The sequence below is a fragment of the Burkholderia sp. Bp9031 genome, assembly GCF_003857965.1.
Lineage (GTDB): Bacteria > Pseudomonadota > Gammaproteobacteria > Burkholderiales > Burkholderiaceae > Burkholderia > Burkholderia ambifaria_A.
Genome location: NZ_QTPW01000013.1, coordinates 123,411 through 138,481, shown reverse-complemented (window position 1 = coordinate 138,481; position 15,071 = coordinate 123,411). Strand labels below are relative to the sequence as shown.

At 63.5% G+C, this 15,071-nt stretch carries 12 protein-coding genes; 3 read left to right on the top strand and 9 right to left on the bottom strand.

The window, feature by feature from the left end:
* Positions 1–79: 79 nt before the first annotated feature.
* Together rpsO and DIE15_RS18895 are read right to left on the bottom strand one after the other, a co-directional pair.
* Positions 80–349, bottom strand: coding sequence for a 30S ribosomal protein S15 (gene rpsO, locus DIE15_RS18900; RefSeq protein ID WP_006398792.1), 270 nt, complete (start codon positions 347–349; stop codon positions 80–82).
* A 121-nt stretch (positions 350–470) separates the two neighbouring features.
* Positions 471–1,730 carry a branched-chain amino acid ABC transporter substrate-binding protein gene (locus tag DIE15_RS18895; protein WP_124834053.1) on the bottom strand — a complete coding sequence of 420 codons (1,260 nt, stop codon included), beginning with the start codon at positions 1,728–1,730 and terminating at the stop codon, positions 471–473.
* Positions 1,731–1,920: 190 nt separating this feature from the next.
* On the opposite strand from DIE15_RS18895, the gene DIE15_RS18890 reads away from it, so the two are divergent.
* The 3 genes from DIE15_RS18890 (at position 1,921) to DIE15_RS18880 (ending at position 5,022) form a co-directional block, all read left to right on the top strand.
* Positions 1,921–2,433 (top strand): hypothetical protein, encoded by a 513-nt coding sequence (locus DIE15_RS18890; protein WP_057929216.1) that lies wholly within the window; start codon positions 1,921–1,923, stop codon positions 2,431–2,433.
* A 356-nt stretch (positions 2,434–2,789) separates the two neighbouring features.
* On the top strand, positions 2,790–3,431 hold the full coding sequence (locus DIE15_RS18885; protein WP_057929217.1) for a carbonic anhydrase: 642 nt from the start codon (positions 2,790–2,792) through the stop codon (positions 3,429–3,431).
* 40 nt (positions 3,432–3,471) lie between these two features.
* Positions 3,472–5,022: a SulP family inorganic anion transporter gene (locus DIE15_RS18880; protein WP_057929218.1), complete on the top strand. Its 1,551-nt coding sequence runs from the start codon at positions 3,472–3,474 to the stop codon at positions 5,020–5,022.
* A 71-nt stretch (positions 5,023–5,093) separates the two neighbouring features.
* Here the strand turns inward: DIE15_RS18880 and DIE15_RS18875 are convergent, their stop codons facing one another.
* The 7 genes from DIE15_RS18875 to DIE15_RS18840 form a co-directional block, all read right to left on the bottom strand.
* Positions 5,094–6,638, bottom strand: a complete 1,545-nt coding sequence (locus tag DIE15_RS18875) for a 2-isopropylmalate synthase (protein WP_057929219.1) — start codon at positions 6,636–6,638, stop codon at positions 5,094–5,096.
* 324 nt (positions 6,639–6,962) lie between these two features.
* Positions 6,963–7,832, bottom strand: a complete 870-nt coding sequence (gene pssA, locus DIE15_RS18865) for a CDP-diacylglycerol--serine O-phosphatidyltransferase (RefSeq protein ID WP_124834052.1) — start codon at positions 7,830–7,832, stop codon at positions 6,963–6,965.
* A gap of 15 nt (positions 7,833–7,847) precedes the next feature.
* Positions 7,848–8,492, bottom strand: a complete 645-nt coding sequence (locus tag DIE15_RS18860; RefSeq protein WP_124834051.1) for a phosphatidylserine decarboxylase — start codon at positions 8,490–8,492, stop codon at positions 7,848–7,850.
* Positions 8,493–8,608: 116 nt separating this feature from the next.
* Positions 8,609–10,321: a group II intron reverse transcriptase/maturase gene (gene ltrA / locus DIE15_RS18855; protein WP_124834050.1), complete on the bottom strand. Its 1,713-nt coding sequence runs from the start codon at positions 10,319–10,321 to the stop codon at positions 8,609–8,611.
* A 1,136-nt stretch (positions 10,322–11,457) separates the two neighbouring features.
* The gene (gene ilvC, locus DIE15_RS18850; RefSeq protein WP_034190794.1) at positions 11,458–12,474 is read right to left on the bottom strand and encodes a ketol-acid reductoisomerase; all 1,017 of its coding nucleotides are present in this window, start codon (positions 12,472–12,474) and stop codon (positions 11,458–11,460) included.
* A gap of 95 nt (positions 12,475–12,569) precedes the next feature.
* On the bottom strand, positions 12,570–13,061 hold the full coding sequence (ilvN, locus tag DIE15_RS18845; protein WP_006750445.1) for an acetolactate synthase small subunit: 492 nt from the start codon (positions 13,059–13,061) through the stop codon (positions 12,570–12,572).
* Between the two features lie 112 nt (positions 13,062–13,173).
* Positions 13,174–14,937, bottom strand: a complete 1,764-nt coding sequence (locus tag DIE15_RS18840) for an acetolactate synthase 3 catalytic subunit (protein WP_057929223.1) — start codon at positions 14,935–14,937, stop codon at positions 13,174–13,176.
* Between the last annotated feature and the right edge of the window lie 134 nt (positions 14,938–15,071).

The following is a 15,071-nucleotide window of genomic DNA, read 5'->3' as shown; positions in this document are numbered from 1 at the left end:
GACGCTACGCACCGCGCAAAAACAAAATGCCTGCATCAGCGGACTGACACAGGCATCTTGCTGGCGGCAATCGCCTCGATTACTTACGCAGACCCAGCTTCTCGATCAGCGCGCGGTAACGGTCGGCATCCTTGCCCTTGAGGTAGTCGAGCAGCTTGCGGCGGCGGCTCACCATGCGCAGCAGGCCGCGGCGGCTGTGGTGATCCTTCGCGTGGGTCTTGAAGTGACCCGTCAGTTCGACGATACGTGCGGTCAGCAGTGCGACCTGAACTTCGGGCGAACCCGTGTCGTTGGTGCCGCGGGCGAACTGAGCAACGACTTCCGACTTCTTGATATCTGCAACAGACATGTGATTTCCTTGGTTTCCTACTTGCTAACTGTACACAGGCGGACACGGAAGAAAGGCCGTGCCGTGACTTACAACCGGCGGGCATTGTAGCACAACTGCACGCCGTTCCTACCGCCTCCTGTCACGGGCGCGTCATCGAGCACGTTGACGGCATCTGCGTGCGCTGCGCGGGCACCGCGAGGACCGTCCGGAAGCCGTAGCCGGAGCCCTCGTTGTCGAAGCGCACGCCGGGCGTGCCGACCTTGTCCATTTCCATCACGTAAAGGGGCTGGATCAACTGGTGATCCTGCGCGCGCATGGTCGACGCGTGAAAGCCGTCGTCGAACGACAGCCCCTCCAGCGCGCGCGCCACCGCAACGGGGTCGGTCGAGCCGGCTCGGGTCATCGCCGCCGCGAGCATCTCGACCATCAAGCTCATGCGCCGCACCGGATAGTCGTCCTGGGCCGCGGGAAAACGGGTTCGGAACGCGCGGTAGAACGCGTCCGACTTCGCGCCGCCCGCGTTAGGATGCCAGTCCGCGACGGCGATCACCCGCCCGACGCCCGCGTCGCCGAGCGCGGCCGGCGCGCCGAGGCTGTTGCCGTAGAACGTATAGAACTTCGCGTTCAGTCCCTGCTCGCGCGCCGCCTTCACGAGCAGCGTGAGATCGTTGCCCCAGTTGCCGGTCACGACGGCGTCCGCGCCGCTCGCCCGGATCTTCGCGACGTACGGCGAGAAATCCTTGATGCGACCGATCGGGTGGAATTCGTCGCCGGCGATCTTCACGTCGGGGCGCCGTTCGGCCAGCGCCTGCCGCGCGAGCGTGCTGACGTCGTGGCCGAAGCTGTAGTCCTGGTTCAGCAAGTAGACCTTGCGCAGCGCGCGATCGCGCGCCATCACGTCCGCCAGCGCCGCCATGCGCATCCCCGCGTGCGCGTCGAAGCGGAAATGCCAGAAGCTGCAGCGCGCGCCCGTCAGCGCCGGATCGTCGGCCGAATAGTTGAGGAACAGCATCCGGCCGTCCGGATTGCGCGCGTTCAGCTTGTCGAGCGCCGCGACGAGCGCGGCCGCGACGGCCGAGCTGTTGCCCTGCGCGACGAAGCCGATACGCCGGTCCGCCGCCGCGCGCAACTGCACGAGCGCCTCTTCCGGGCTACCCTTGCTGTCGAGCACGACGAGTTCGAGTGGATGTGCGCCGTCGCGCAGCTTCACGCCGCCCGCCGCATTGACCTGTTCGACGCCGAAGCGCAGGTTGCGCTCGACCGCCGCGCCCGCATTCGCGAACGGGCCCGACATTCCCTCGATCAGCGCGATCCGCACCGGCTCGCCTGCCGCGAACGCGGACGACGCCAGCATCCACCCGGCGCTCAATGCGAGCGCGCACCGTTTCCACAGTTGCATCGGCTACCTGCCCTTCAATCTGCCCGAGAAGCGCGGATCATAGGCCGCGCTTGCGGCCGGCCGCAAGCGCGGCGCGACACCGCGCCCCGACGGCGCACTGCCGGCGATCCGTACCGATTTTTTCGGCACGATGCGCCGGCGCACGCCGTCCGTGATACAACTGAACGGTTAGAGAGTTCTGGAGAATCCCATGCGCATTTGCATTCCCGTGCGCCTGCCGGTGCTGGCCGCCTGTGCGGCAGCGCTGCTCGCCGGCTGCGCGCAACCGTGGCAGCAATACCAGGCCGGCCAGGATGAGTCGGCGATCGTCGCGCGCATGGGCCCGCCGCGCGAGATCTACGACCTGCCCGGCGGCGGCAAGCGCCTGATGTGGCCGACCCAGCCGATGGGTGAGATCACCGTCGCGGCCGACGTCGACGCGGCCCACCGGATCGTCAACGTGCGCCAGGTGCTGCAGCCGAGCGAGTTCTATCGCGCGGAAATCGGCAAGTGGACCAAGACCGACGTGCTCGTCAATTTCGGCCGCCCGGTCGAGACGTCCTACTTCCCGCTGATGAAGCGCGAGGTGTGGACCTACCGCTACCTCGAGGACAACGTCTGGTACATGATGTACAGCTTCTACTTCGACCCGCAGGGCATCCTGCGCACCACGCAGAAAACGCCCGATCCACTGCACGATCCCGACCGCCGCAACCTGTTCTGACCGATTACGCATTTACGCGCAATTTCCACAATGGCCATTCACGAATTATTGCGTGAATGGCCATTTCATTTTTCTGCTATCGAATTAATTCTAAAAATCAGCGGAAATCTTTTCCGAGAGACGATACTTCGGACCAGTACAACGACCCGAAACCCCGTACGTGTAGTACATGTCATGCCTTGCATTGGTGCAGCCGATGCACCGCCCCGGTTTAATTTGAAACAATTTGTTTCGGCACATCCAAAGCGCTAGGGCATACCCCTAATATCGGTCGAAATCGAACCTTTCAATCTAGAAAGCATGTAATTGCGCTATTCCGTTCGATATTCGTTTGACCTGATCAGAAAGGAGTCCTTATGAACCGCCCCAAGAGCATGCTGGTTGCCAACATTGCCTGGGCCCGCGAGACGCACGAACACACGCCCGGCTTCTTCGACGCGCTTGCGCGCGGTCAGAATCCTCGCGTGCTGTGGATCGGCTGCGCCGACAGCCGGGTGCCGGCCGAAACCATCACGCACTGCGCGCCCGGCGAGCTGTTCGTCCATCGCAACATCGCGAACCTGTTCCATCCCGACGACGACAATTCCGCCAGCGTGCTCGAGTACGCCGTGCGCGTGCTCGAAGTCGACCACGTGATCGTGTGCGGCCACTACGGGTGCGGCGGCGTGCGCGCGTCGCTGCTGCCGCCGCCCGCCGACCTGCCGCACGTCGCACGCCGGATCTCACCGCTCTGCGCGCTCGCGCGGCGCCATCGCGACACGCTCGACGGGCTCGGCGAGACGGCCGCCGCCGACCGTCTCGCCGAGCTGAACGTGCTCGAGCAGGTGCGGCTGCTACGCGCTTCTCCAATCGTGCGCAATCGTGAGCGGCCACCGCTCGTGCACGGCTGGATCTTTTCCCTTGCCGACGGTCGCCTGCAGGAACTCGACTCCGGCTACACGGCACCGCGGGCCGAAGCCGAACCTGAGCATGCCGCCACGGCCGCTGCACTCGGCTAACCCGCGCCCTACCCCAACGCCCACGAAATCACCCCAAAACATGAAACTGAACGAGCGCCTGTCCACCCTGCCGCGCGACATCGTCGCCGGCATCGTCGTTTTCCTCGTCGCGCTACCGCTATGTCTCGGCATCGCCAACGCATCCGGCGTCGAGCCGTTCGCCGGGCTCGTATCCGGCATCATCGGCGGCCTCGTCGTCGCGCTACTGAGCGGCTCGTCGCTGTCGGTCAGCGGGCCGGCCGCCGGCCTCGTCGTGATCGTCGTCGAAGGAATCGCGCAACTCGGCAGCTTCTCCGCGTTCCTGCTCGCGGTGCTGCTGTCCGGCGTGCTGCAGTTCGGCTTCGGCATGCTGCGCGCCGGCCGCTTCGCCGCCTACGTACCGTCGCCCGTCATCAAGGGCATGCTCGCCGCGATCGGCCTGCTGCTGATCGTGAAGCAGATTCCGTTCGCATTCGGCATCGGCGGCACGGCGGCGCAATCGTTTGCATCATGGCCTGGCCTGCCGACCGCCTGGGCCGCCACGGCCATCGCGCTCGTCTCGCTCGCGCTGCTGATCGCCTGGGACACGCCGGCCCTCAAGCGCTTTACCTGGGTGCGCTCGGTGCCCGCGCCGCTCGCGGTCGTCGTGTTCGGCATCGGCGCTACGCTGGTGCTCGGCGTCGTCATGCCGTCGGTCGCGCCCGGCGCCGCGCATCGCGTCACGTTGCCCGAGCTCGAATCGTTCGCGGCGCTCGCGGCATCGCTGAAGCACGCGGAGCTCGGCCCGAACTTCGCGCAGCTCGTCAACCCGGACGTGTGGCGTGTCGCGATCACGCTCGCGGTCGTCGCGAGCCTCGAGACGCTGCTGAGCCTGGAGGCGGTCGAACAGATCGATCCGAAGCGCCGGCCGACCCAGCCGGACCGCGAGCTGAAGGCACAGGGCGTCGGCAATCTCGTCGCGGGCGCGTTCGGTGGGCTGCCGATCACGTCGGTGATCGTGCGCAGTTCGGTCAACGTGAACGCAGGGGCGCAAAGTCGGATGTCGGCGATCGTGCACGGGATCCTGCTGCTCGCCAGCGTGTTCGCGCTCACCGGGCTGATCAACCTGATCCCGCTCGCGAGCCTCGCGGCGATCCTGATCCACACCGGCTTCAAGCTCGCGAAACCGGCCCTGTTCCGCTCGGTGCTGAAGCAGGGCCCGGCCGCGTTCGTGCCGTTCGCCGCGACGATCGCGGGCGTGCTGGCGGTCGACCTGCTGTTCGGCATCGCGCTCGGCCTCGCATGCAGCGTGCTGGCGGTCGCGGTGGCGAACCTGAAGAGCCCCGTCACGCTCGCGCAGCACGACGATCACTTCCTGCTGTCGTTCCGCAAGGATGTGTCGTTCCTCGGAAAGGTGCAGGTCAAGCATCACCTGCGGCACATTCCGGACCGTGCGGCCGTGATCATCGACGCGACGCGCGCCGACTACATCGACCACGACGTGCTCGAACTGCTCGATGCATTCGTCGCTGATGCGCCGCGGCGCGGGATCGCGGTCGAATTCCGCCGCCGCAGCCCGGCGTCCCGCCCGGCCGCGCGACGCTGGCTGTTCCGCGCGCCGGCCGCCGAATGAGCGGCGCATGAAAAAACGCCCCGTGCGGCACGCGGCCGCGCGGGGCGTTTCGGGCGCTCGACGCGCAGCGCTTACGAGCGCTGCGGGTTGAGCTTGTCGTCCTTCGAGTGCAGCTTGTTCAGCGCGGCGATATACGCCTTGGCCGACGCCGCGACGATGTCCGGATCGGTGCCGACGCCGTTCACGATCCGCCCGCTCTTCGACAGTCGCACCGTCACTTCGCCCTGTGCCTGCGTGCCGGTCGTGATCGCGTTCACCGAGTACAGCAGCAGCTCAGAACCGCTGCCGACTTCGCTCTCGATCGCATTGAACGTCGCATCGACCGGACCGTTGCCGCGCGCCTCGCCGGTCACTTCCTTGCCTTCGACCCCGAACACGACCTTCGCCTGCGGCTGCTCGCCGGTTTCCGAGTGCTGCGACAGCGACACGAACTTGAAGTGTTCCTGCTCCTGCGCGAATGCCGACTCTTCGGAGACGATCGCGATGATGTCTTCGTCGAAGATCTCGGCCTTGCGGTCGGCAAGGTCCTTGAAGCGCATGAACGCGGCGTTCAGTTCGGCTTCGCTGTCGAGCGACACGCCGAGCTCCTGCAGGCGCTGCTTGAACGCATTGCGGCCCGACAGCTTGCCGAGCACGATCTTGTTCGCGGTCCAGCCCACATCTTCCGCGCGCATGATTTCGTACGTGTCGCGCGCCTTCAGCACGCCGTCCTGGTGGATGCCCGACGCGTGCGCGAATGCGTTCGCGCCGACCACGGCCTTGTTCGGCTGCACGACGAAACCGGTGATCTGCGACACGAGCTTCGACGTCGGCACGATCTGCGTCGTGTCGATGCCGACGTCGAGGCCGAAGTAGTCCTTGCGGGTCTTCACGGCCATCACGATTTCCTCGAGCGACGTGTTGCCCGCGCGCTCGCCGAGACCGTTGATCGTGCATTCGACCTGCCGCGCACCGCCGATCTTCACGCCGGCAAGCGAGTTCGCCACCGCCATCCCGAGGTCGTTGTGGCAATGCACGGAGAAGATCGCCTTGTCCGAGTTCGGGATGCGCTCGCGCAGCGTCTTCACGAGGTGGCCGTAGAGTTCCGGCACGCCGTAGCCGACCGTATCGGCGATGTTGATCGTCGTCGCGCCTTCCGCGATCACGGCTTCCAGCACGCGGCACAGGAAGTCGAGATCCGAACGGCTGCCGTCTTCCGGCGAGAATTCGACGTTGTCGGTGAACTTGCGCGCGAAGCGCACCGCGAGGCGCGCCTGCTCGAACACCTGGTCCGGCGTCATCCGCAGCTTCTTCTCCATGTGCAGCGGCGACGTCGCGATGAACGTGTGGATCCGCGAGCTGTTGGCCGGCTTCAGCGCGTCGGCCGCGCGCTGGATGTCCTTGTCGTTGGCGCGCGCCAGCGAACAGATCGTGCTGTCCTTCACGAGACCTGCGATCGTGTGGATCGCATCGAAGTCGCCGTTCGAACTGGCCGCGAAGCCGGCCTCGATCACGTCGACCTTCATCCGCTCGAGATGTTTCGCGATGCGGATTTTCTCTTCCTTCGTCATCGACGCGCCGGGCGATTGTTCACCGTCACGCAACGTCGTATCGAAAATGATCAGCTTGTCTGTCATGGGGGGCTCCAGGGCTCTTTATACGGAAATCAAATGCATTGAGATCGCGCCACCGCTGGCGACGCTCAACAACAGACGAGGCTTGACGGAGGGCGAGAACGGTCAGCGCGGCAGGCGCGCCAAAGCTAGCGCGCGTAGCGGCGCACCGGCTAGAAGGAGGGAGAGGCGGGAAAATGCGGTCATGCCGAAGACTATAGCGGCATTCCGCTGGGTGTGCAATCGGACGGCACCCGGGATGCCCGGCCGTGCGATGCGAAAAAGGGGCAAATGGAAACGGCGGCCCGGAATCACATCCGAGGCCGCCGTTTCCGGGCAGGTTGCGCGTCAGTGATCGCGCTGCGACGAGCGCGCGGGATTCGCGCGCCCGCGCACGGCCATGTAGGCCCAGAACACATAGCCGGACAGCCCGTACAGCACGAACAGGCAGAACAGCATCAGCGGCGGATCGGACGACACGAGCACGAACGCGACGACGACCAGCAGGATCGCGGCGAACGGCACGCGGTGCCGCACGTCGAGCGCCTTGCCGCTGTAGAACGGCGCGTTCGACACCATCGTCACGCCCGCGTAGATCGTCAATGCGAACGCGACCCAAGGCAGCCAGCCGAGCTTCATCGGCACGCGGTTGTCGGTCGCGAGCCAGACGAAACCGGCGATCAGCGCGGCGGCGGCCGGGCTCGGCAGCCCCTGGAAGAAGCGCTTGTCGACGACGCCGATGTTCGTGTTGAAGCGTGCGAGGCGCAGCGCGGCACCCGAGCAGTAGACGAACGCGGCGAGCCAGCCCCAGCGGCCGAGATCCTTCAGCACCCACTCGTACATCACGAGCGCGGGGGCGACGCCGAACGACACCATGTCCGACAGGCTGTCGAACTGTTCACCGAACGCGCTTTGCGTATGCGTCATCCGCGCGACGCGCCCGTCCATCCCGTCGAGCACCATCGCGACGAAGATCGCGATCGCGGCGATCTCGAAGCGCACGTTCATCGCCTGCACGACCGCGAAGAAACCGCAGAACAGCGCGGCGGTCGTGAACGCGTTCGGCAGCAGATAGATGCCGCGCGTCTTCAGGAACCGCTGGCGCGCGGCGCGGCGGCTTTCGATGGGCACCGGATCGGGCGCCATCACCTTGTTGCGGCGGAACGGGCGTGGCGTCTGGCTGGAGCCGTTGCGCCGGCGCGGTTTGAATGCGGCCATCGTGCGTTCCGCCGCTTACTGTTCGAGCTCGGCAAGGATCGTCGACGACGCGTAGACCTTCTCGCCGATCGACACCTTCGCGCGGCTGCCGAGCGGCAGGTACACGTCGACGCGCGAACCAAAGCGGATGAAACCGTAGCGCTGGCCACGCGACAGCGGCTCGCCGGCGCGCACGTAGCAGAGGATCCGGCGGGCGACGAGACCGGCGATCTGCACGGCGGTGACGGTCTTGCCGCTCGCCGTCTGGATCACGACCGCATTGCGCTCGTTCTCGGTCGATGCCTTGTCGATCGCCGCGTTCAGGAATGCACCCGGGAAGTACTCGACCTTGGAGATCGCGCCATCGACCGGCGAACGCTGCGAATGGACGTTGAAGACATTCATGAACACGCTGATCTTCAGCGCTTCGCGGTTCGCGTACGGATCCTGCGTGGTCTCCACCGCGACGATGCGGCCGTCCGCCGGACACAGCACCGCGTTCGGCTGCGCCGGGATCGGGCGCTGCGGATCGCGGAAGAACTGGACGACGAAGGCGAGCAGCAGCCAGAACGGCCACGCGAAGCCGAAGCCCCCGATGGCGTGGATCAACAGCGCGATGACGGCTGCAATCGCGATGAACGGCCAGCCTTCGCGCGCGATGATCGGATGAGGATAGTTCATGGATTCGTTCTGTGTTCGGTGAATTGGTAGGGTAGCCCCCTCTCCTTGCGGAGAAGGGGCCCCCTAGGAACCGTACGTGCGAGTTTCCCCGCATACGGCTCGAGCCTACATGTAAATCAAAGTCCGACCTGGGGTCGGACCGGCTTAGTTACCTCAATTTTACCGGCGTGCACCTGCCGGTGGCAGTCGGGGTGAAGCAAAACCCGGTTGGACAGAGCATCGGTGCCGCCATGCATCCGGTATTCCAGATGATGGTCGTGCCAACCCGTCTCGTCCGACAGGGCACAGCCGCAGTGCGCACACAACCCGCCCTGCGACATGTACAGGCTTGCCCATTGTTTTCGGTAGCGCATGGTGTCTCCCATCCGCTCCTGCCGCAATAGCTCGCCGTACTGCTCCCACTCCGGATCAAAGGGGTTGTAGCCGCCCTTGATCTTCTTGTGCCGTTTGATCTCCGTACCACTGAGGTGGTACAGCTCATTCAGCCCCTGACTGCCGTCTTCGCGAACCGCTCGGACAGCAAATACCCAGTGTCGAGTTCCGACCGTGTGGAAATATTTCTTCCTCACCCAATCGGCCCTCTTCTTCGGGTGCCGCCTCCTCGCCCACCGCCAGAGCCTCTGAAAGACCAAAGACTCCATGCGGCTGTACGCCTGCTTCGCCACCACGGGGCGGTGATACTGCGCCCACCCTCGTAGCATCGGGCTCAGCAGTCGAATCAAGTCCGACTGCTTTGCCGCCTTGTTGCCGCTGATCGTCTCCGCAACCTTGCGATAGAACGTCTGCACGTTCTTCTTGCTCGGTTTGATGAGTAGCGTTACCGAGTACTTCCGGAAATTCCACCCAAGGAAATCGAAGCCTTCGTCAATGTGCACGATGCGCGCCTTCTCCTCGGAAAGTTGCAGTCCTCGCTGCGCAAGGAATGCTTCCACCCAAGGCTGGACTTCGCTGGCCAGCATCTCTTGCGAGTCGCCGGTGATTACGAAGTCGTCCGCGTACCGCACCGCATTTACTTTCAACTTCTTGGCCTTCGCGATCCCGAATCTCGCACGCAAATGCTCGATAAGTTCACGCTCCAACCCGTTCAGCGTCACGTTGGCCAGCGTTGGGGAAATGATGCCTCCCTGTGGCGTACCGGCCTCGGTTGCCTGTAGCTGCCCCTTGTAAATCAGGCCAGCCTTCAACCACTTCCGGAGGATCTCCTTGTCCATCGGGACATGGTTCACCAGCCAATCATGGTTGATGTAGTCGAAGCAGCCTTTGATGTCTGCCTCCAAGACCCATTGGGCCGAAGCCTTCTGAGACAAGGAAACAAACAACTGCGACATGGCGTCGGCCGTCGAACGATTAATCCGAAACCCGTATGAGTTCGGGTCGCTCGTCGATTCCGACACTGGCTCCAAAGCCAACAGATACAGAGCTTGCATCGCCCTGTCCCGCATGGTCGGTATGCCCAGAGGGCGTAACTTCCCATTGGCTTTGGGGATAAAGACTCTCCGTAGTGGCAGAGGCTTGTATCCGCGCCGCTTCAACTTGCCGACAGCTTCCCATCGGCTCTCAGGCGTGTCCCATAGTTCGCGATCGACTCCAGCCGTTCGCGCACCTTGGTTTTGCGTAACACGTCGCACCGCGTGCAACTTTGCGGACAACGTGCGGGTCAGCATCCGTTGCAGGGCCTTCACCCTGCGCCAGTCACCTTCCCGCGTCGCCTTCGCAATTCGAATCTGCATCCCTCTCACGTTCCGTTCCACGCGACGCCAATTTACGGCGTGCCAGTGGTTCGGCGCGTGGGAAAGCGCAGACCCGTCCTTTCGAACGGATACTCTCATGCTGCTCTCCTACCTTGGGGTGATCAGCCCTCCAGTAGGGACACAGCTGCCCCAGTGGGGCAGATATGCCCCACTGGGGAACCACTCTCGTTCTAGGTATGGGCACGTGCGTCCATACTTCGAACTGGTACTTGCAAGCGGACACATGTGCCCGCGTTGCTCCAAGTCAAAAGGTCAGTCAGCCGTCTTGCGACGGTAGACCAGACGGAAGTCTGCCCGCTTTCGCGTGAGGTAATGTCTCAACCTCTATCCGGACCATTACAGCCCGACATTCGCTTTTTCCGTCCTCCCATACCCGCACCGCTAACAGCGTCCCTCACGGTTCGCCTGCCAACCCTACAGCGTTGGCAGCGATACGGGCTTACCGCGTTCCCGGCATGTCACACGACCGATTTAGGTTCTGCCTCTCCCCCGACGGTCTAACGACGACGTAACCCGAGCTTTGAGCGGGTTATCCGACCGCACACCTTTTGGTTCATGCCTGACAGCAGCTTAGGCACTTCGCCTACTTACGAGGTTTATCAGCAGTTCACTTACGTTAACCATGTCGGCCAGCCTTGCTCCTTGACCCCATCGCTGCTAGGAGTCTCCACACACGTACCTCACGGCCCATGCATGCCCGAAAATTCCGGGGGCTACGTTGTCGGAAGAGCTTCACACCCCACCGTTACCAGTGACGCATGTCTTCCTAGGCTACCGTTGGTCGTACAACGGGTTTCCTCCCTCACCAGTGCTCCGGCGAAGTAAAACAATGACACGCCGAGCATTCGCTCGACCAAGATCGCGTCCCCGCATCCAGAAGCTACGGGGAAATTGCAAACACCAACCCGCTTTGTTAGCGGAGTTGAAGCCGCTAACTAGGCGGGACCTGACGGTAATCAGGTCAATGCAATGCGATAGACGGTCAACTTCAACCGCCCCTCGCCAACTGGTAGGTTCCAGCTTACTGCTGCCGGTTCCCACCTCTCACAGGGGTGACCAAAGGTCACCAATAGGTCGGCTCATCGCCGACAGTCGTTGCGACTCGCGTCGCACCAAAGCCCGTAGGATAGCAAAAGCCGCCCGGGGCACTACTGCCTTCGGGCGGCTTTTTGATACCGACCCTCCTCTCGAAGGGCCGGAACAGCACGCGGTGCTTAGTTCTTCGTCTGGTCGACGAGCTTGTTCTTCGCGATCCACGGCATCATCGCACGCAGCTTCGCGCCGACCTGCTCGATCTGGTGCTCGGCCGTCAGGCGGCGGCGCGACTGCAGCGTCGGGGCGCCTGCCTTGTTCTCGAGAATGAAGCTCTTTGCGTACTCGCCCGTCTGGATGTCGGTCAGGCACTGCTTCATCGCCTTCTTCGTCTCTTCCGTGACGACGCGCGGGCCCGTCACGTACTCGCCGTACTCGGCGTTGTTCGAGATCGAGTAGTTCATGTTCGCGATGCCGCCTTCATAGATCAGGTCGACGATCAGCTTGAGCTCGTGCAGGCACTCGAAGTACGCCATTTCCGGCGCGTAGCCGGCTTCGACCAGCGTCTCGAAACCTGCCTTGATCAGCTCGACGGTACCGCCGCACAGCACGGCCTGCTCGCCGAACAGGTCGGTTTCGGTCTCTTCACGGAAGTTCGTCTCGATGATGCCGGCACGGCCGCCGCCGTTCGCTGCCGCGTACGACAGCGCGATGTCGCGTGCCGCGCCCGACTTGTTCTGCGCAACCGCGATCAGGTGCGGCACGCCGCCACCCTGCGAGTACGTGCCGCGCACGGTGTGGCCCGGTGCCTTCGGCGCGATCATGATCACGTCGAGGTCGGCGCGCGGGATCACCTGGCCGTAGTGGACATTGAAGCCGTGTGCGAATGCCAGTGCCGCGCCCTGCTTGATGTTCGCGTGCACTTCCTTCGCGTACACGTCGGCGATCTGCTCGTCCGGCAGCAGCATCATGACGACGTCCGCGCCCTTCACCGCTTCCGCGACTTCCTTGACCGACAGGCCTGCGTTTTCGGCCTTGCTCCACGACGCGCCGTCCTTGCGAAGGCCGACCGTCACGTTCACGCCGCTCTCTTTCAGGTTCAGTGCGTGTGCATGGCCTTGCGAGCCGTAGCCGATGATCGTGACTTGCTTGCCCTTGATGAGGGAGAGGTCAGCGTCTTTGTCGTAGAAAACGTTCATGATGGTTCCTTCGCTAATTCAAAAATTCAACAATTCGTTCAGATGGAGTACTGCGGGCCGGGACATGACGGCGCACCCGGCGTGCCTGTCTGGCATCACACCTTCAGGATGCGCTCGCCGCGTCCGATGCCGGAGCTGCCGGTACGCACGGTCTCTAGGATCGCGCTGGCGTCCAGCCCCTGGATGAATGCGTCGAGCTTGTCGCTCGCGCCCGTCAATTCGATCGTGTAGGTCTTTTCGGTCACGTCGATGATGCGGCCGCGGAAAATGTCCGACATCCGCTTCATTTCTTCGCGCTCCTTGCCCACTGCACGTACCTTGATCAGCATCAGCTCGCGTTCGATGTGTGCACCGTCGGTCAGGTCCACCACTTTCACCACCTCGATCAGGCGGTTCAGATGCTTCGTGATCTGTTCGATCACGTCGTCCGAGCCAATGGAAACGATGGTCAGCCGCGACAGCGATTGGTCTTCGGTCGGCGCCACCGTCAAGGTTTCGATGTTGTAGCCGCGTGCGGAAAACAGACCGACCACGCGCGACAGCGCGCCCGGTTCGTTTTCCAGCAGGACGGAAATGATGTGTCTCATGTTCGCTTCTTCCAGAATGTGTCCGTGTCGATTCACTCGCGCCACGCGCCGCCCGGTGCCGCACCGCCCTTCGTAAAGGCGGCCGCTTCCGGCCCGCGCGCGCGTCGCGCCGTTACAGATCTTCCGATCCGAGCAGCATCTCGGTGATGCCCTTGCCGGCCTGTACCATCGGCCAGACGTTTTCGGTCGGATCGGTCTGGAAGTCGAGAAACACGGTGCGGTCCTTCAGGCGCAGCGCTTCCTTCAGCGCCGGCTCCACATCCGAAGTCTTTTCGATCCGCAAGCCGACATGGCCGTACGCTTCGGCGAGCTTCACGAAGTCGGGCAGCGCATCCATGTACGAATGCGAATAGCGCTTGCTGTATTCGATCTGCTGCCACTGGCGGACCATGCCGAGGTAGCGGTTGTTCAGCGAAATGATCTTCACGGGCGTGTCGTACTGCAGGCAGGTCGACAGTTCCTGGATGCACATCTGGATCGAGCCTTCGCCCGTGATGCACAGCACGTCGTCGTCCGGGTGCGCCATCTTGACGCCCATCGCTGCCGGCAGGCCGAAGCCCATCGTGCCGAGGCCGCCGGAGTTGATCCAGCGACGCGGCTTGTTGAAACGGTAGAACTGCGCGGCCCACATCTGGTGCTGGCCGACGTCCGAGCACACGAACGCGTTACCGTCCGTCAGCTCCCACGCCTTCTCGACCACGTACTGCGGCTTGATGATCTCGCTCTCGCGGTCGAACTTCAGGCAGTCCTTCGCGCGCCAGCTCTCGATGTCCTTCCACCACTGCGCGAGCGCGTCGGTGTCGGGGCCATGCTCGGCCGTCTGCAACTGTTCGATCAGTTCCTTCAGCACTTCCTTCACGTCGCCGACGATCGGGATATCGACCTTCACGCGCTTCGAGATCGACGACGGGTCGATGTCGATGTGGATGATCTTGCGCGGCCGCGACGCGAAGTGCGCCGGGTCGCCGATCACGCGGTCGTCGAAGCGGGCGCCGATCGCGATCAGCACGTCACAGTGCTGCATCGCCATGTTCGCTTCGTAGGTGCCGTGCATGCCGAGCATGCCGAGGAATTTCTTGTCCGACGCGCGATAGCCACCGAGGCCCATCAGCGTGTTCGTGACCGGGTAGCCGAGCAGGTCGGCGAACTGGTTCAGTTCGCGCGCCGCATCAGCGAGGATGATGCCACCGCCCGTGTAGATGTAGGGACGCTTCGCCGACAGCAGCAGCGAAACGGCCTTGCGGATCTGGCCCGAATGGCCCTTCGTGACGGGGTTGTACGACCGCAGCGACACGCTCTTGACCGGCTCGTACTGGCACGGCGTCTTCGAGATGTCCTTCGGGATGTCGATCAGCACCGGGCCTGGACGGCCGGTGCGGGCGATGTAGAACGCCTTCTTGACGGTTTCCGCGAGGTCGCGCACGTCCTTCACGAGGAAGTTGTGCTTCACGCACGGACGCGTGATGCCGACCGTATCGCATTCCTGGAACGCGTCCTGGCCGATCGCGGCAGTCGGCACCTGGCCGCTGATCACGACCATCGGGATCGAATCCATGTAGGCCGTCGCGATGCCGGTCACCGCATTGGTGACACCGGGGCCGGACGTCACGAGACAGACGCCGACGTTGCCGGTGGAACGCGCATACGCATCGGCTGCGTGCACGGCCGCCTGTTCGTGGCGCACCAGCACGTGCTGAATCTTGTCCTGCTTGTAAAGCTCGTCGTAGATGTAGAGTACCGAGCCGCCGGGGTAGCCCCAGATGAATTCGACGTTCTCGTCGGCCAGTGCCTTCATGAGCACGGTGGCGCCGATGGAGTCGCTATCGGGAGGGGAAAGGGGTTCCGACGTGGAGAATTCCGCGCTGGGCATGTTCATTTTGACCTTTCGAATTTTCGGCAAAAAATTGATCGGGTGCTCTCTGCCGGGCTTGTGGCTCGGGTTCAAGCGGCGCGTCCAGTTTGAAGGGCGGGCTTCTTGGGCCAGCCTCAAATGAGACCATCACTTCATGT